This is a genomic window from bacterium (genome assembly GCA_024226335.1).
GTDB lineage: Bacteria > Myxococcota_A > UBA9160 > SZUA-336 > SZUA-336 > JAAELY01.
On the sequence record JAAELY010000034.1, the window covers coordinates 1 to 18,189 of the forward strand.

The following is an 18,189-nucleotide window of genomic DNA, read 5'->3' on the forward strand; positions in this document are numbered from 1 at the left end:
GAACTCGAACAGGTTTACTATGAGAAGCAAGAAAGTCTGGCCACGGTGGCTGGACTCAACTAAACGAGTCTCCGGAGAAACCGGGGCGGTTCAAATCGAGGTCGAATGTCCATTCCATCCACATCCCAATCCCACAGAGACGGTCGCGTCATCCACGACGCAGATGGCCACATCACGGAATTCGGGGGTTGGCTGGAAAGCTACGCATCCGACTATGTGAAGAGCAATCTGCTCAAGGGGATGTTCCCCTCCGACATGCCGGCGTTGCGGTCTCTAATGGACCAGGCCAGGAAGCGTCTCGATGGCGAGGACCCCGAGCTGACCGAGGAATTGAAAGCGGATCTCTTTGGGAACCGCAAGAAGCTCAATCAGTGGGCAGCCTTCGGAGCGAGCGACAAGGCCGAGCGCAGCGAATTGCTCGATATCGTCGGCCTCGGGGCTCAGCTCGTCTTCCCGCTCATCTCCCTGTCTCGGTTCCTCCCCTCCAAGGACATCGATGTTGTTTATGGCGGCTGCGACGCGCTGAGCCGGGGAATGGCAGACTTCTGTTCAGGCGATTCGCGCCTACATCCGGTCGGGTTCCTGCCCCTCGCGGACCCCGAGCGCGCGCGCGCGAGCCTGAAGCTCGCTCTCGATGGGGGTATCAAGGCTGTATGGATCGGGTCGGATGCGGTGGAGGGGCGCGCACCTTCTCACATCGCCTACGATCCCCTCTGGGCCATGCTGGAGGAAGCGGGTGTGCCGATCACGCTCCACATTGGCAGCGGCCGGAACATGCCGAGGGACTACATGAACACCGGGGTCGAGCGTGTTCTTGCGGACCGGATCGTGAACATCGAGACCACCAAACCGAAGGACCTGCCCGTGCTGCATCACGCGATCGAGCGCTGGCTGACCTGCATGATCTACGACGGTGTGCTCGAACGCTTTCCGAGGCTCAAGATCGGCCTGGTCGAACTCGGTTCCAACTGGCTTCCCGCATGTCTCATGAATCTCGACATGGGCGTGTCGCTCCTCGGCAAGTTCGACATGGGTTTGAAGAAGCTCTCCCTCAAGCCATCGGAATACTTCCAGCGTCAGGTTCGGGTTGCACCCCTTCACACGGAGAACGCCGGTTGGGTCCTGCGCAACGTCGGCAAGGACATTCTCATGTTCAATACCGATTATCCGCATCCAGAAGGCGGGCGCGACCCGTTTGGCGACTTCGAGCGCAGCCTGAACGCCGTCGATGCCACGTCGGAAGAACTCGATCACTTCTACAGCAAGAACTACGAGTCCTTGCTCGGGCTGTAGTACTCCGTCGTGGGTGATATTCTGAGAGCCACGGAGGACGATTCATGGACGATCTGAGTTTCGCGGGCGCTGGAGAACTGGCCGAGAAGATTCGCAATAAGGAGATCAGCTCTCGCGAGCTGACCGAGCACTACATCTCCCGAATCGAAATTCTCGACGGTGATCTGAACGCGGTGGTCGTGCGCGACTTTGAGCGCGCTCGTTCGGCGGCGGACGAGGCCGATGTCGCGCTGTCGAAGGGGACTGTGATCGGACCGCTTCACGGCGTGCCCATGACGATCAAAGAGGCCTATAACATCACCGGGTTGCCCACGACCTGGGGCCTGCCCATGCTCAAGGACTACATCGCGACCAGCGACGCGCAGGCCGTGATCGAGTTCAAGAACGCCGGCGCGCTGTTCATGGGGAAGACTAACGTCCCGCTGAACCTCGCCGACTTCCAGAGCTACAACGATATCTACGGAACCACGAACAATCCCTGGAACCTGTCGCGCATTCCGGGTGGATCTTCGGGCGGATCGGCAGCGGCGCTAGCGGCGGGCCTGACCGGGCTCGAGTGCGGCTCCGACATCGGCGGCTCGATTCGCAACCCCGCGCACTACTGCGGCGTTTACGGACACAAACCAACTTGGGGCGTGTTTCCGCCACAGGGGCACGAGTTGCCCGGAATGGTCGCGGGACCCGATATTGCGGTCTGCGGTCCCCTCGCGCGCAAGGCCGAGGATCTGCGACTCGCCATGGACGTGGCGGCGGGCGCGCAACCGCTCGATCGACCCGGCTGGGAACTCCGCCTGCCCGAACCGAACAGGAAATCACTTGGTGAGTTCAAGGTCGCGATCTGGGCGACAGACGATCTTGCGCCGGTCGACACCGAGATCGCGGACCGGGTCAGTGGCATCGCCGAGATGCTCGCAAAGCAGGGGGCGACCGTGTCGGACACGGCCCGTCCCGAAATAGACTTCCGCGGCGCACACACGACCTACCTGAGCCTGCTCAACTCGATCATGGGCGCGGGCGTGCCACCAGAGGTGTACGAAGCGGCGAAGCAACTCGCGGCGCAGACCGACCCCAACGACCAGTCCGACGAAGCCGTCATGGCGCGCGCTTCCGTCTTGAGTCACGCCGATTGGCTGCGCGCCCACAACGCCCGCGAATTACTGCGCATGGCGTGGCGGGCGTTCTTCGACGAATGGGACATCCTGATCTGCCCGCAGACCGCGACGGTCGCCTTCGAGCACGATCACAGCCCCATGATGCAGCGCACGCTCAAGGTCTCCAACGAGGAGCAGCCCTATTTCAAACAGCTTTTCTGGGCGGGAATCGTCGTCGCGCCGTATCTGCCGAGCACCGTGTTCCCGACCGGACTCTCACTGGACGGATTGCCGATCGGTCTGCAGGCCGTCGGGGCCGAGTACGACGACCGGCGCACGATCGACTTCACGCGGCTGGTGGCTAAGGAGATCGGCGGCTTCGCACCTCCTCCGAACTACGCTTAGCAACGGGGCATATCGGACGGCCAAAAGGGTGGCGGATCGCGTGGTAGGCTGAGGCATGCGCTGCCCTTTTTGCGATCAGGAGAGTCCGGACAACGCGCGTTTCTGTATGAACTGCGCGGCGTCGTTCACCAGCAGCTGCGACGAGTGCGGGACCGAGCTTCCAGCTTCGGCGCGTTTCTGTCCGCAGTGCGCGCACCCCGTTTCGACGCCGGCCCCGGGCGCTTCAGGCCCCGCAGTGCTTCCACGCGATCCGCGCTCCTATACCCCGCAGCACCTGGCCGAGCGGATTCTTCGCTCGCGCTCGGCACTGGAGGGCGAGCGCAAGCAGGTGACCGTGCTCTTTGCCGACATCCGCAACTCCATGGAGCTGGCGTCACAGGTCGGAGCAGAGGACTGGCACGCAATTCTCGACCGCTTCTTCCAGCTTCTGGCCGATGGTGTGCACCGCTTCGAGGGCACGATCAACCAATACACCGGCGACGGCATCATGGCGCTCTTCGGTGCGCCGATCGCACACGAAGATCACGTACAGCGCGCATGCTACACCGCGCTCCACCTCTGCGAGTCCGTCGCGGAGTTCGCGCAGGAGCTGCGTCGCGAGCACGGTCTCGACTTCCAGATGCGCATCGGTCTCAACTCCGGCGACGTGGTCGTGGGCAGGATCGGCGACGACCTGCGCATGGACTACACCGCGCAGGGCGAAACCGTAGGCCTCGCACAGCGCATGGAAACGCTGGCCGAGACCGGCCGACCCTATCTGACGGCGTCGACGGCGAGTCTGGCCGAGGGCTGGTTCGAGCTGGCCGACCTGGGAGAGTTCAAGGTCAAAGGAGTGCAGACGCCCATGCACGTGTTCGCGCTCGACGGCGTGGGGAGCGTTCACACGCGGCTCGACCTGTCGCGTGCGCGCGGGTTCTCGCGCTTCGTCGGTCGCGCCGATGACCTCGCCACGCTCGAAGCCGCGCTCGAGCAGACCCTCGAGGGCCACGGGCAAGTCGTCGGCCTCGTCGCCGACGCGGGAGTGGGCAAGAGCCGCATCTGCCTGGAGTTTACCGACCGCTGTCGCGCCCGCGGGATCACCGTGCGCGAGGCCCAGGGTATTTCGCACGGCAAGAACATTCCCCTGCTTCCGGTGTTGCAGCTGCTCCGCAGCGTCTTCGGCATCGACGCGCGCGACAGCGATGCCGAGGCGCGCCAGAAGATCGCCGGCGCGGTCGTGCTGCGCGACGAGAGTCTACAGGCCGACCTGCCCCTGCTCTTCGACTACCTGGGCGTGACCGACCCGAAGCGTCCCGCCCCCGCACTCGAACCCGGGGAGCGCCAGCATCGCGTTCAGGGTCTGCTCCAGCAGTTGTTGCACGCGCGGGGTCGCGAAGAGCCGGGGGTGTTCCTGATCGAGGACCTGCACTGGATCGACGAGGCCAGCGAGAGATTTCTCGAGCAGATGATCGACGCCATCCCGGGAACCCAAAGCCTGGTGCTCGTGAACTTCCGCCCGGAGTACGAGGTGCCGTGGGGCGGCAGATCGTACTACCGACAGCTTCCGCTGCTTCCGCTCGGGCCCGAAGCCATGCGCGATCTGTTGGTCCATCTCCTGGGCACGAACTCGTCGCTAGGCGATCTGCCCCAGCGCATCCAGCAGCGCGCGGCCGGCAATCCCTTCTTCATCGAAGAGATGGTGCAGTCGCTGGCGGATGCCGGAAACCTCGCTGGCGAGCGTGGAAGCTACGAGCTCGTCACATCCGTAGACGAGATTGCGCTCCCCGAGCGGGTCGAGACGCTACTGGCCGCACGCATCGATCGCATCGACGAACGCGAGAAGCGCGTGCTCCAGAGCGCCGCCGTGATCGGGACGGAGTTCTCGCGTGGAGTGCTGAACCGGATTTGCGAGCTCGATGCCGCGGAACTCGACGCCGCCCTGCGCGGCCTCAAGGGCGCCGAGTTCATACACGAACGACAGATCTATCCGGAGGTCGAGTACGGCTTCAAGCACCCGCTTACGCAGGACGTGGCCTACCACTCACAGCTGGGTGAAAATCGCCGAAAGACCCACGCTGCGGTTGCGGGTGCGATCGAAGAAACCGCGACCGTGCCCGTAGACGAGTCGGCCGCACTTCTGGCCCATCACTACGAGGAAGCCGGTGAAAACCTGCCGGCGGCGCGCTGGCATCGCGTGGCGGCGGAACGGGCGGGGATGATGCAGGTGGGTGAAGTCTATCGGCACTGGGGCCGAGTGCGCGAGCTGACCGATGAGCTTCCCGACAACGCCGAGGCTGAACAGCTCGGCACCCTTTCGCGCGTGCAGATGTTCCTTGTGGGTGCGCGCCTGGCTCGGCCCGAAGAGGAGATCGAAGCGCTCTTCCACGAGTGCAAGGCGATTGTGAAGCGCACTGGAAGCGATCTGGGCCACATTCAGATCCTGAGCAGCTATGGACTCTACCGGCTCTACGCAACCGGGAACGCTCTCGAAGCGCGCAAGGTTCTGCCCGAAGCCGTGGCTTTGGCCGACGGTCTGGGCGAAGTCAGCGAACGGCTCGCAGCGCGCTTCGTGGCCTGCACGCTGTACCTCGTATGTGACGTCGGCCGCGCAATCGAGACTGCCGACGAGGCCCTCGACCTGCAGCGTGCCGAACCGGCCGCGCCCAACGAGAGACTGTTAGGGGGCTTTCACCCGGAATCGGCCTTTGTCTTCATGCGAACGACTGCGCTCTTGCTGGCCGGAAGGCTGGCAGAAGCTCGCGCCGCGCAGACCCAGTTCAGGCGGTTGGCAGACAAACGACCGGAGACGAAGGGGTACGTCTTCACCACTGCGGCTTTCATTGCGCTACGTATGGGCGACCTGGCCGAGGCTGAGCGGCTGGGAGTGCAGTGCATCGAATTCGGCGAGGCCACCGGGAACTCGAGTCCGCTTGTGACCGGGCTCGGAACCCTGGGCGAGAGCCTGTTGCGGCAGGGTCGCGCCAGAGAGGCGCTTGCGCCGCTCGAACGAGCCCTTGCGATTCACCGCGAGCAGGGTGTATTTCGTCAGATTGAAAGCATCGCCGCCGCAGATCTTGCGGAGGCCTGGCTCGAACTCGGTGAACTCGAACGTGCGGACCAGGTCACTCGGGAAGCCCTGGCCTTCGCGCAGGCGAATGGGCTGAAGACCGGCGAGGCCAACCTGCAGGGACGCGTGGCGGCGAACGCCCTGGCGCGGAATGGCGCCGCCGGGGCAGCGGAGGCCGAGCGCGCCCTTTCGCGAGCGCATGAACTCATCGAAGAGAGTGGCTTTCATTCGGCCCGGCCCATGTTGCACGAGCGGCGTGCTGAACTCGCGGCCGCCAAGGGCGATACGGCGGAGCGCGACCGGCAGTTGCAGCTCGCCCTCGAAATGTATGAGGGTAGGGGTGCGACCGGCCACATCGAGCGGCTGAAGAACACCGACCTCCGCTAGAGAGTTCGGAGGTTGTCATCCGGTGGCCTTGCCAGGCTCCGACTCGTGTCGTATTACTTCGTATGTCATATATCGTATTACAAATCATCGGGCGTGTGCCAGCGCAGTAGAAGTCTGGAACATCCCGGAATCAAAGGAGAATTCGATGTCGAAGCGAGACGAGACCCTGACCGGATGGATCCGAGATGCAATTGACCGGGGCGCGAGCAATGTGGAGGAGATCCACAAAGCGATCGCGGATCTACCGCTCGACGTGCTCGAACGAAACGGCTTGCTCGCAGAAGCCGCGGCCGGGGCCCGCGAGATCCAGGATCGGACCATCGGAGCGGTGTACGACGTGATCCGTGAGGTCAACAAGCGGGTCAGCGAGTTGGTGCTGAATCTAGGGGTACCGAGGCGCGGCGAAGAGGTCTGACATGCGATTCGGGAGGCGGGCATGAGCGAGCGCAAGGATCGGCTGATCCAGACGCGAGTGCCGGAGAAGCTCGAGACCACACTCAAAGAAGAGGCGCAGCGTCGTCGCACCACGGTCTCGCATATCATCCGGAACATCCTCGAGGACACGTTCGATCTGGTCGACGGTGTGGTCGCCAACGTCGATCAGATCGTGAGCGACTCCGTCGAACTGGCTCAGCAGGTGGGCCGCGACGCGCGCCGCATCGGCGAAACCGCACGGCGTTCGCGAACTCTTTGTCGGGATCCGCTTCCTGCTCAACGGGAACAGCTTTCGCACGTGCAGGCCTGGAACGAAGTCGTACTCAATCAGGCGGTTCCCTGTTCGAAGTGTGGCGTGGAACTGGAACGCGGACTGCGCGCGTACATGGGTCTTTCCGATGACCCCGGACAGCCCCGTGCGTGGCTTTGCACCAAAGCGATCGAGGATCTGGGCAGCGAACCGGAAAGCTCTGACGAGAGTTCCGATGAGAGAGGTTCTGAAACTGACTAACATGGAAAACGAGACCGGGAATGTCGGGGAACAGGTACAGATCGAGCTTCCGTCGTGGCTCTCGCTGATCGACGCCACCGTCGACGCGATCGAGCGAACGGCCTGGGATCTGCGCGGTATTGCGACTTCTACGGCCGAGCAGGCGAGCGAGCTATGGGAAGACCTCGGCCGGGACTGGCAAAGGCTGGAAGGGGATGTGCGCGAGCTGGGCAGTGAACTCGCCAGCTGGCCGAGTCGGATCGAGCGCCTGGGCACGACCGGCTGGATGCTAGGCCGGATGGCTGCGAGCTATCGGCTGCATCCGACCCGCGCGGCCTTCCTTACCGAGCAGGCAGCGCGTGCCTCGCTCGAGAAGATTCACGCACGCAACGCCCGGCGTTTCGCCGCGACCAGCGCCCGGCAGGGCGGCGGTGTGTTGAAGGTAGGCCAGTTGCTCTCGACCCGGCCCGACCTGCTTCCCGGGTCGTGGATCGCAGAACTTTCGAAGTTACAGGACGCCGCTCCGGCTGTAGCCTTTCCGGCCGTTCGCCAGCGCGTCGAGGAAGATCTGGGCGCGCCGCTCGAAGACCTGTTTCGCGATTTCGAAGTCACACCCGTCGCGGCCGCGAGCATCGGCCAGGTTCACCGAGCGATCACGCACGACGGTGTCACCGTGGCTGTGAAGGTCATGCGACCCGACATCCATCGCTGGATAGAGCTCGATCTCGACTTGATGGAACTGTTTCTGGAATCGGTGAAGGCGATGTTCCCGCCGGCCGACTATCCGACCATCGTGGCCGAGTTGCGATCGATGCTTCGTCAGGAGCTGAACTACCGCGCCGAGGTCTCGATGATGGAGCGACTCGCGAATTTCTTTGAAGACCGCGACGACATCGCGGTTCCGCGTTCGCTCCCCGAACTCTGCGGGCGCAACGTGCTCGTGAGTCAGTTCATCGAGGGGCGCAAGATCACCGTGGTGCTCGACGAGCTGCTGGAGCAGCGCGATGCCGGAGATGCGACCGCAGGGGGCCGGCTCGATGGAATCCTGTCCTTGCTCCTGGAAGCCTATGTGCGCCAGATCCTGGTCGCGGGTGTCTTCCAGGCGGATCCCCATCCCGGAAACTTCCTGGTTACCGACGACGATCGACTGGTGCTGCTCGACTTCGGTTGCACGCGAACCCTGGAAGCGCCGGTGCGCGATGCCTATCTCGGCTTGCTGGGATCCTTCCTCGCGGGAGACAGCGCACGCGTGGCCGAAATACTGAATGAACTCGGCTTTGCCACACGAAGCGGCGCGCCGGAAACCCTCCACGCCTTCGCCGAGCTATTGCTGAGCGAATTCCGCGAAGCGATGAATCCGGAAGAGGGCTCGGCCGGCCTGGACCCACAGGCCGCGGTAGCGCGCGCCAGCGAAGCGATGGCCCGTTCGCACGAAGACCCCGTGATCCGCATACCCCCCGAGTTCGTGATGCTCGCCCGGGTGCTCCTTTCCCTGAGCGGGTTGTTCCAGCACTACCAACCGTCGATCGACTACACCCGCCCGATCACGACGGTGCTCTTCGGGCGCCCCGCCTGAGCCACTCGTCGGGCTGAAGACCCGATCTCCTCAGTTTCCGAAGTTGTGGGTTGCCCGAGCCGGAGTATCCCGCACCGAGCCCGGAGATCTCTTCAGCAGGAGCGCCAACGCAGTGAGCGCGACAAGCGCCATCCCACTCGGCTCCGGGAGGACCATCCAGTTGCCGTGGGTTTCCCAAGACCCCTCACGTGAAGCGTCCTCCCCCCAGACGTACACAACCGCAGTCGAACCCGTCAGGGTTCCATCACATCCAAAATAATAACCGTTGCAGAATTGGAGCCGGGCGATGCCCGCCATTTGGTTCCAGTCTACTCCATCGAAAAAGCCCTGTGTGACAAGCCTACCGCTGCTCGGCCAATCCCTGTCATAGCCGTGAGCGTCGGTCGTTCCAAGGAGTTCACGAAGCAGAGCGGTCGGGTCTTCTTCAACAAGCCATTCAAACCATTCGGGGGGATAATCCGAAACTCTAAACCCGGGGTAGGTGATACTTAATTCAGCCTCGGATTGAAGAGAGCCCGGATCATCAACGCGGCAGCCGACATCGAACCCGTAGGTTGCGAACAGGTTGCAGACCTCGTGCCCGGTGGCGTGTCGCCAGTGCAGCCCGGTCGCAAGTAGAGCGGCGGCACCGGCCTCGTTGAAACTCTTGCCCTGGGTGACAGTCAGATCGAGCCAGCGCAATCCGGTTTCGGTGTCGCGTGTGACTTCATTGAGCGAGCCACCGGGCAAGTCCACTTCGATCAGTTCGGCCCGGACCGGTGTCACCCCGAAGAGGCACCATCCGGCAAGAGCGAGCATCCATCTGGCACATGCTACTTTCGACATGGGAGCAGTCTACCACGCCTGCCGTCGCTCTTTCGCTCCACCAGGTATTCGAACGATTGGACTGGGAAGTCGACGAATGGACGAAGTGGAGCAATGAAACCCCCTTCATGCGCGGTTTTCGCCAGATGACCTTCTCGAAGATCGTGCCGAACCTGAAACGATTGGGATTGCTGACGCCGCGCATACGGGACGCCTACACGAAGATGGGTCTGATCAAATACGAAGACCTGAAGGATTCCGTCGAAGAGCCCTCGCCGCCGGCGCCGCAGGAAGTCGTCAATCTCCACGCGGAGGTGATGGCGTCCCGGGAAGAGAGCGGCAAGCAGGTGCCGACCGCGGACTGAGTCGCCAAACTCCAAGGCCGGTCCCGAGATCGCAGAGCTGCGCGCAGAGTGCGCATCTGCGAGTGCCACAGGTCTTGCACAGCTCTGCCCAAAGACCGCCTCGCCCGCGTCATTCCCACGCCTTGTCCGCGTCCGATGCTGAGGATCAACGCGGGCGGAGGTCCCGTACACGCTGCGGGAGGTTCGCATGTTCAGAGGGATACGAGGGCTGTTGGGCGTACCGGGCCGGTACTACTTCTGGGGCAGCGCGGCGATCTGGTTCGTCGCGGTGTTCGTGATCTCGGCGCAGATTGCGGATCGCCAGGGCTTTGCCAACGCGGACCTGCACCAGGACGTGTTGGATCGCTGGGGAGCGCCGGTGGTCCAACCGGCGCCGTCGGTTCGTTACGTGGAGAGCGGGTCGGTCTTCAACTCGCTGGAGTCCCTGCCGCTGGATCGCCAGCACGTGAAGCTGGACGCCGCCATGAACTACCGGAAGCGCGGGCTAGTGTACTTCTCCGGATTCGAGTTCGACTTCAACGGCGCGTACACTGTGACAAATCCGGAGGCGCATCCGATCGATCTGGTCTTCGTGTTCCCAGTGCAGGTCGCGCGACAGAGCATGCTTTCGGACCTGCAGTTCTTCGTGAACTCGGCCCCGGCCGAGTTGCCCCTGGCAGACAAGGTGGACAAGCTGACCTGGACCGGTCGACTCGATCCCGGTGCATCGGTGTCCTTCGAGATCCGTTTCCGCGGGCGCGGGCTCGAGGCCTTTACCTACGTGGTCGATCCGGAGCTTCCGGTGCGCGATCTCGCGCTCGAGATCGACATCGCCGGTGGGAAGAACTACGACTACGGCCCTGGTGTGTTTCCCGCCACCTCTTCGAAGGCGACCGACGAGGGCGTCAAGCTGCGCTGGGACTTCCTTTCGCTCGAGGGTGGTTTCCCTTTCGGCGTGATAGTGCCTTCGGAACGCTCCTTCGACTCGATCATGTTCACTATGATCCGGCGCAGCTGGAGCACGTGGCTGCTCTTTTTTGCGGGGCTGATCATGCTGGCGACCCTCCTCGAGCGTCCACTGCAGCGCTACGAGGCGTATCTCGCGTCGGCGGGCTACGCGTTCTTCTACGTGCTATTGCCCTACCTCGCGGCGTACATGCACTTCTACGCCGCGTATGCGCTGTGCTGCGGGATCATCGGTGTCTTGCTAGTCGGATATCTCAGCAGTGCGCTGTCGCGTGAGGCTCGGCCCCAGCTGATTGCTCTAGTCGTGTCGCTGCTCGTGGTGCCGACGCTCGCCGTCATCCTGCGCCGCTACACCGGGCTGATCTACGCGCTGGAAATCCTAGCCGGCATTGCGCTGCTCATGGTCATGACCACCCGCCCTGGTTTCCGCGCGGCCCTCGCGAGACTCGAACAAGACCTCAACGCCAAGGAGAATGCCCATGTGTAGCGCGATCCGAATCTGCCTCTCCGTCCTGCTGTTCTGCGCACCCGGGGCGCTCGCGTTTGCCGATCCCGAGCCCGCTCCGCAGACTTCATCCCTGGCGACGGTGCCCGTGGAGGAGTTGCTGCGTCTCTACCGGCTCGAGGAAGACAGCCGCAAGCGGGCGGATGCCGCGCCGCTGGTGGCAAGCACCATCCACAGAATCGACATGCTCGGACGCCTGCTCGACGACGGGATCGACGTGTCGGCCCGTTTCGAGATTGCCGTGTTGCCCACGGACAAGTGGGAGCGCCTGCCGCTCCTGAGGCTCGGTGCCTCGACAGAGGTGTCGCGCCTGCCTTCCGTCGCGAACGCCGCGTTCGCGACGGAAGGCGATACGCTGTACTTCCTGACGAAGAAGGCCGGAACGCACGAGTTCAAGATCCAGCTTTTCGAACGTGCGGAGCGCGAGAATGCGCGGCGCAAGGCGAGTCTCGATCCGGGCGCTGCCATCGTCGCGACGCTGGGGCTCGAGTACGACGAGGACCTGTTCCGGCTCGAGAGCGAGGCGGTCGACGACAAGGGGCGGCGCCGCATCCTGCGCAAGCCCGGCGGTTTCTCCGTGGCGTGGCAGGCGCGACAGACGCCGAAGGCAAAGACGCTCGCCGCGCGGCCCGCCGTCGAGTCGACGATCCCGCACGCGTACGCGTCGATGGTCTCGACGCTGGAGGGCCGTCGCATCACGCGCATCAAGTACCGGCTGCGCTTCGCCGGGCGCAAGTCGATCTCCTTCGAGCTTCCGGAGCAGCAGGAACTCGCACACACGTTTCTCAACGGTGTCGCGATCCCGGCGAAGGCGCAGGGCCGCGACCTCACGATCGACGTCGCGCCGACACGTGCCGGTGATCAGACTGCGCAGCTCGAACTCGTGCTCGTCTCCGAAACCGACATCGGATTCCATCTGTCAGGCGCGTTGAGCTTCGAGCTGCCCTCCGTCTCCTGGCCCACGAACGAGCTGTGGCTCCAGACGCATCTTCCTGGCGTGTTCGACTACGAGTGGAGCGGCGGCAGTCTGGCTCCGGCGAGCAAGCCACCGAGTGTGTCCTTCACCCACAAGGTCCCCGAGCCCGGGCGAACGCTCAGCTTTCATCAGTACCTGGTGAGCTCCGGTGCCCCCCACATGATGCTCGACTACGAGGTGAACCTGGATGGCCACTACTTCAAGCCGTAGCTCAAACGATCAGCAAGAAGGTGCTCCCGTCGCTGCTGCTGTCGACCCGGACCGAGCCGCCGCGCGTGTCGGCGACCGCCTTGACGATGGGCAATCCCAGGCCCGTCCCTGTGCGTTCGCGCTCGGTCGTGAAGAAGCGGTCGAAGATGTGCGGCAGGTTGCCCTCGCTGATGCCGGGGCCGTGGTCGCGCACGCGGATGGCGACGCGCGACCCGACGGCGCCGACGCTGACCTCGACGGGCGCACCACCCCCGTGCCGGATCGCATTGTCTATCAGGTTTGCAACAGCCATCTGCAGGTGTTCCGGGTTCATTGTCAGAGGCGGCACGTCGGCGTCGAGCCGTGTCCGGATCGATTCCCCGTAGCGCTCGCACAGACCGGCGAGAAAAGTCTCGAGGTCGATGTCGATCGCGTCCTCCTCGGCGGGCTGGATGCGCGCGAGTTGCAGCAGCCCCGTGACGAGCCGCTCCATGCGCTCCGCGTCACCCGCGATGTTGTCGAGAAAGCGCTCGCGCTGCTGGCTCGTCATCGTCTCGAACTGGTCCTGCAGCAGCTCGACCGCGCCAGTGATACCGGTGAGCGGGGTCTTGAGCTCATGGCTGACGTTGCTGGCGAACTCCTGGATGTAGCTGGTGCGTTCACCGAGCTGTCGCGTCATGCGCTCCAGAGCGTCCGCGAGCGTGACCACCTCGCGAGGCGCGAACGCGCTGGGTGAGAACTCCGGCGCCGGCTCGTCCCGCGCAAGCGTGTTGGCGTTGGCGGTGAGTGCCCGTACCGGCTTGGAGATCTGGTGTGATAGGAAATACGTGACGGCCGGTGTGAGCACCAGGGATAGGAGGCCGAGCAGGGCGACCTTGCCGCGATGCGCATACAGTGCTTCGAGCGGCGAGACCGCCGTACGCGAGAGCCGCACCACGCCGATCACGTCTCCTGCCGAGAAGATCGGCAAGGCTATGAACACGCGGAACGTGCCCCGTCGCCGGATGCTGGTGAGCGGCGGCGCGGGCTCGTCGCTGACGCGCTGGCGAACCAGGGCCGCATAACGACCCGCGAGCGCGGCCTCGACCTCGGCCAGTTGCTCGAGGCACCAGCCGAGTTCCTCGCTCGTGCTCGCGACGACACAGCCATCGGCATTCGTCACGCGGATGCCTGACAGGTTGAACACCTGTACCCGTTCGAGCAATGGAATGAGTGTGCGTCCTGCCAGGAAGGCGCGGCGTTCACCCGGCTGATTGAAGCGGGTCGGCGGCGGTGCGGGTGGAAGGGCCTCGTAGCTCATGTCGAGGATCGGCTCGATCGCGATGAAGTGCTCTGTTTCGCGGCCGGGTGGCCGGAAGCCGGGAGGATCGAGTCGTTCGTCCTCCCCCAGCTTCAGCCAGCTCTCCCGGTAGGCCTCGCCGATCACGACCGCCTCGCCGATCAGGCGTCGCTCGGTCTGGCGGATCAGCACAGAGTCGAGCAGCGGCAGCAGCAAGAAGGCCGCCAGCGGGACCGCCAGGATGAACACGTTCACACCCAGCAGGAGGTGCCGGATGGTGGGTCGGGCTCGCGAGCTCACACCGGTTCGACCTTCACGCGGTAGCCGACACCGTATACGGTCTCGATGGGATCGACTCCCAGTGCTGCAAACTTCCGCCGGATGCGTCGAACGTGGCTATCGACCGTTCGGTCGGTGATGTGATGTCCGTGGCCGTACGCACGCTCGACCAGTTCGTCTCGACCGTAGACGCGCTGCGGAACCGCCAGCAGGCAGCGCAGCAGCATGAACTCTGTCGCGGTCAGCAGGATCTCCTCGTCGTTCCAGCTGCACAGATGACGCTCGACGTCCAGACAAAGCGGCCCGCGTTCGATCCTTGCGAGCGTACCCGATTCCGTACGTGCGCTGGTCGGGTCGCTGGCTGACAGCACTCGTTCTCCCGAGGCGCGGCGCAGCATGGCCTTGACGCGGGCCACCAGCTCGCGTGGGCTGAAGGGCTTGGTCACGTAATCGTCCCCGCCCATCTCCAGGCCGAGCACGCGATCGAGTTCCTCGTCGCGGCTCGAAAGGAACAGGATCGGCACGGTGCTGCGCTCGCGGACGCGGCGGCAGACCTCGAGTCCGTCCTGCTCGGGCATGACGATGTCGAGCACGATCAGATCGGGCTCCGCCCGCTCGAAGGCGACCAGCGCCGCCGCCCCGTCGGCCGCTTCGCGGACCTCGTGCCCCGCGCGCTCGAGCGCAAAGCGCACGACCTCCCGGATGTGCGCGTCATCGTCCGCAACTAGAACTGTCGCCAAGCCCCACCTCCTGCCGGAGGGTAGCGAGGCGTCTCCGACCGCGCTCCGGCGAGACCGGGCTGACGCGATGAGCCGGCGTTTATGACGGCCAACAGGGTGTTTCGGCCGAGTTTCGTGGTCTGCCCGAGTCGGAGTTGAGGGCGCGAGGGGAGAAGCTGAGCAGGTCGATCGCGGACGATGCGCGATACGAGCCTCGCGCCTGGATTCAAGCATTGATCTTCGAGGGGCGAATCGGAGTACCGGACGGGAATCGTTCGGCACTGCCGAAGACGAGAATGCCGCGACTGTCGAAAGACAGGGTTTTCGCCGCCTGTCGATCGTCAGGTATGCGGATCGTAGGCCGCAGGGCGTGAGTCCGCGAGGCAGATGATTTCCGGTTTTCCTGCCAAATGCGCTGGGCATGGATCGACGCACACCTTCGCATCAACAGGATGGCGCAATAGCGAATCAAGCTGCGTTTCAGCATGCCGACACGAGCACAAGCGGGGCAAAGTGCCTAAGGATCTTTTCCTTCTGCAGGTGGCAATAAGGTGGCGCGCATTCCCAAGACCGGGGTCTGGAGATTGAAGCGCGACGGCGGAGTTTTCGGCCGGGCCTCTAGGGAATCTCTGCACAGGGAGGATTCGAGCGAGAAGCGGGAGTCGCTGCCTAAGCAAGAAGCGTGATCCGATCGCAGATCCGTAGATCTGCAGAGGGTCGCGCGACGCAGCGCAGGCGGATGCATCGCGCTTCGCAGCCGCAGCCTCCCTGTGCAGAGGTTCCCTAGTGTGTTCCGCAGCCTGCGCGCGGCGCGATCAGGAGTTCGAACGCTCCGATGTCGCAGTGGGCCGTGCCGTCCTCGTCGCCATCGAAGGGACGGGCGCTTCCTCGTTGGTCGATACCGTTGACTGGGTCGGCTGCGCAGATCGCATCGTCGGCGGTGTCGATCGCGGGGCTTCCGGAAAGCAGTGCGTGCGTCTTCGTCGGACCGCCGTTGTCGTCCAGGGGCCCGATCAACGCGTTGGCCACGACCAGGAGGTTGGCACTCGCCGGGCCGCAGGTCGCGTCGTCGGAGAGGTTGACGCCGGAGAGGGTCGCCGAGGAATTCGAACAGTTCATGTCGTTTCCGGCGAGCAACGAATTGGCGATCGAGATCTTGGGACCGGTGGGAGCACTCACGCCGATTTTGTTCCGCGTAATCGTCGAGTTGACGATGTTCACGGTGAATCCATCGCCGGTTACGGAGATCCCAAGTGCGTCGGCGACGTCGTTCCCATCGATCGTGGAGTTGACCAATAGCACGTCGATATACTCGTCAACTCCGGCCGTCGCGGACCCAGCCACGCCCAGCAAGCAGTTGAACAGCGTGACTCGGTCCAGCACGTAGTCCTGGTTTCCAGTCACAGCTGAGATGCAGATGCCAGCGTCACCGTCCAGGGTAAGGTTGCGGAGAGTGAGCGTGCCGATCGAACCGGTCGTCGCGAAGAGGAGCCCACCAGTCTTCGTGATCGTGGAGCCATTGCCGACGATGAGAAGCTCCGAATCTACGGAGAGGGGCGCTGTGAGCGTGATCGTGGCACCGGAGGGCAACACGATCTCATCCTCTCCAACTGCTCCAGTTTCGCAATCCGAATGAGCCGCATTGTCATTTATGGCGTTCTCCCAGGCCTCGCGAAGCGAGCAGAGGGTGTTCACCGTTGTTTCGTCTACGGTGTTTTCGACGTAGATCTCGTTGGCGCGCAAGTCAGCGGCAAGACCCAGGCACCCGATAATGAAAAGGGCGCGCAAACAAACGTCGATTCTCCATATCGAGCGCATATCCAGCCTCCGGTTCCGCAACAGTTCGTTCGCCAGCCAGCCCAGTACGTCCACCCGAAAGTGGCGGTTTAGCGTCGAAGGTGACGCCGATCGACCAACGCATGATACACGACTGTGGCCTGAATCAGGAGAAACTCCGCGTGCCCGACTGGCTCGTCCTGACCGGGAATTTCTTGATCTAGTCGGCATTCCCAAGAACTGTGTCGACGACGTGTGCGAGGGGTGCCGTGGCGTCGATTGTGATTGCGTTCTTTGGAATATCTTCCTTTGTCGCGTGTTGTCGCCGCGCATTGGATTCTTCTTCGCGGGCCGGTCCGCCCCACTCGTCTTCAGGTCGGAGGGCAAGACGTCGGTTCAGCGTGTCGAGATCGATCTCGAGAACGAAAACTCCATCGAATAGATCGATGAAACGATCGAAATTCCTGGAACCGCCGCAAAAGAACGTTGCTGCATGACTTTGGTCGGCCACCAAAGCTCGGACCTTGTCGACGTCCCAGATATGGTGCTCGTGGGCAAAGCCATCCAGCGGCTCACCGGTTTTCGGATCGCCCTGATAGGCCAGGTCCCTGTCGCCATGGATGGAGTGGTAGCCGCGCCGTTCCAACTCGTTGCAGACCGAGGTCTTACCGGTGCAGGAAACGCCTTCGACTAGATAGTTTTTGACACCCATGTTTCATCCCCAATAGGAAGGCCATTGTTGTGCGGAGCAAACTTCGCCGCTTCAACTCAGTGGCGGTGTAAAGGTGGGATTGCGCGCCAGGCGCACGTCGTCGAGTCGCGTGTGGGCAGCGTCGCGCCATACGTCTTCCGACAGGATGTAGAAGCGGTTCTCACGGACCGCTTCGAGCACGCGGTCGGCAATCACTTCGGGTTTGACTCCTTTATCGACCGTGTCCTTGAGTGCCTGGTTGACGATCTTGGATTCGGTCGAGACCGGTCCGTCTTCGCTCAGCTTGCTGGGGCGGTTGCGTTCTGAGCGGCCGATCGCGGTGGCGATCGCCTCGGGGCAGAGTGCCGACACGCCGATCTTCGCTTCGCGCATGTTCAGTTCGTGGTAGAGCGACTCGCTATAGGCCAGCACGGCGTGCTTGCTCATGTGATAGATCGACGTGAAGGGCAGGGTGGTGACTCCGGCCATCGAAGAGGTATTGATCACGTGGCACTCGGTGTCCTGTTCGAGCATGATCGGCACGAAGGTGCGCACGCCGTGGATCACGCCCCAGATGTTCACGCCAAAGGTCCACTCGTAATCCGATAGCGGCGACTCCCAGGACAGGCCAGCGGTCAGCACACCCGCGTTATTGCACAGGATGTGTGCGCCGCCGAAGCGCTGCAGCGTCTGCTCGGCCAGGTTTGCGAGCGAATCGGCGTTCGACACATCGGTGCGCACGCCCAGAGCCTCGAATCCCTCGGACTCGAGTTTCTCGATTGCACCCGCGAGTGCCGCATCCTCGATGTCCGCCAGAACGATCTTCATACCCTCGCGTCCGAAGCGACGCGCCAGGGCGAAGCCGATGCCACTGGCCCCGCCCGTCACGACGGCGACCTTGCCCCTGAAGTCCTGCATCTGGTTCTTCCTTTCTTGCT

General features: G+C 63.4%; 15 protein-coding genes. 9 read left to right on the plus strand and 6 right to left on the minus strand.

Annotated features, from left to right (window positions below):
• Positions 1-105 precede the first annotated feature (105 nt).
• From GY725_01610 to GY725_01635, 6 genes are all read left to right on the plus strand, one after another.
• Complete coding sequence (locus GY725_01610; protein MCP4002869.1) at positions 106-1,293, plus strand: amidohydrolase family protein; 1,188 nt, start codon at positions 106-108, stop codon at positions 1,291-1,293.
• 44 nt (positions 1,294-1,337) lie between these two features.
• Entirely contained in the window at positions 1,338-2,789 is a 1,452-nt protein-coding gene (locus tag GY725_01615; protein MCP4002870.1) for an amidase, read from the plus strand.
• Between the two features lie 55 nt (positions 2,790-2,844).
• Complete coding sequence (locus GY725_01620; protein ID MCP4002871.1) at positions 2,845-6,222, plus strand: AAA family ATPase; 3,378 nt, start codon at positions 2,845-2,847, stop codon at positions 6,220-6,222.
• 145 nt (positions 6,223-6,367) lie between these two features.
• The gene (locus GY725_01625; GenBank protein MCP4002872.1) at positions 6,368-6,637 is read left to right on the plus strand and encodes a hypothetical protein; all 270 of its coding nucleotides are present in this window, start codon (positions 6,368-6,370) and stop codon (positions 6,635-6,637) included.
• 21 nt (positions 6,638-6,658) lie between these two features.
• A complete protein-coding gene (locus tag GY725_01630) occupies positions 6,659-7,168 on the plus strand; it encodes a hypothetical protein (GenBank protein ID MCP4002873.1) in 510 nt (169 codons plus the stop codon).
• Complete coding sequence (locus GY725_01635; protein MCP4002874.1) at positions 7,143-8,723, plus strand: AarF/ABC1/UbiB kinase family protein; 1,581 nt, start codon at positions 7,143-7,145, stop codon at positions 8,721-8,723. Before GY725_01630 ends, GY725_01635 begins: the two co-directional genes overlap by 26 nt.
• Before the next feature lie 30 nt (positions 8,724-8,753).
• Here the strand turns inward: GY725_01635 and GY725_01640 are convergent, their stop codons facing one another.
• Positions 8,754-9,521, minus strand: coding sequence for a hypothetical protein (locus tag GY725_01640; protein ID MCP4002875.1), 768 nt, complete (start codon positions 9,519-9,521; stop codon positions 8,754-8,756).
• 11 nt (positions 9,522-9,532) lie between these two features.
• Between GY725_01640 and GY725_01645 the strand changes: the two genes are divergently transcribed.
• From GY725_01645 to GY725_01655, 3 genes are all read left to right on the plus strand, one after another.
• Entirely contained in the window at positions 9,533-9,892 is a 360-nt protein-coding gene (locus GY725_01645; GenBank protein ID MCP4002876.1) for a hypothetical protein, read from the plus strand.
• Positions 9,893-10,079: 187 nt separating this feature from the next.
• A complete protein-coding gene (locus GY725_01650; protein ID MCP4002877.1) occupies positions 10,080-11,324 on the plus strand; it encodes a hypothetical protein in 1,245 nt (414 codons plus the stop codon).
• Positions 11,317-12,528: a hypothetical protein gene (locus tag GY725_01655; GenBank protein ID MCP4002878.1), complete on the plus strand. Its 1,212-nt coding sequence runs from the start codon at positions 11,317-11,319 to the stop codon at positions 12,526-12,528. Before GY725_01650 ends, GY725_01655 begins: the two co-directional genes overlap by 8 nt.
• Before the next feature lies 1 nt (position 12,529).
• Here the strand turns inward: GY725_01655 and GY725_01660 are convergent, their stop codons facing one another.
• The 5 genes from GY725_01660 to GY725_01680 all read right to left on the minus strand — a co-directional run bounded on the left by GY725_01660 (position 12,530) and on the right by GY725_01680 (position 18,169).
• Complete coding sequence (locus GY725_01660; protein MCP4002879.1) at positions 12,530-14,035, minus strand: histidine kinase; 1,506 nt, start codon at positions 14,033-14,035, stop codon at positions 12,530-12,532.
• Positions 14,036-14,082: 47 nt separating this feature from the next.
• Positions 14,083-15,018: a response regulator transcription factor gene (locus GY725_01665; protein ID MCP4002880.1), complete on the minus strand. Its 936-nt coding sequence runs from the start codon at positions 15,016-15,018 to the stop codon at positions 14,083-14,085.
• Between the two features lie 549 nt (positions 15,019-15,567).
• A complete protein-coding gene (locus GY725_01670; protein MCP4002881.1) occupies positions 15,568-16,602 on the minus strand; it encodes a hypothetical protein in 1,035 nt (344 codons plus the stop codon).
• A gap of 178 nt (positions 16,603-16,780) precedes the next feature.
• Positions 16,781-17,272: a nucleoside kinase gene (locus GY725_01675; protein ID MCP4002882.1), complete on the minus strand. Its 492-nt coding sequence runs from the start codon at positions 17,270-17,272 to the stop codon at positions 16,781-16,783.
• Between the two features lie 51 nt (positions 17,273-17,323).
• Complete coding sequence (locus tag GY725_01680) at positions 17,324-18,169, minus strand: SDR family NAD(P)-dependent oxidoreductase (GenBank protein MCP4002883.1); 846 nt, start codon at positions 18,167-18,169, stop codon at positions 17,324-17,326.
• Positions 18,170-18,189: the final 20 nt, after the last annotated feature.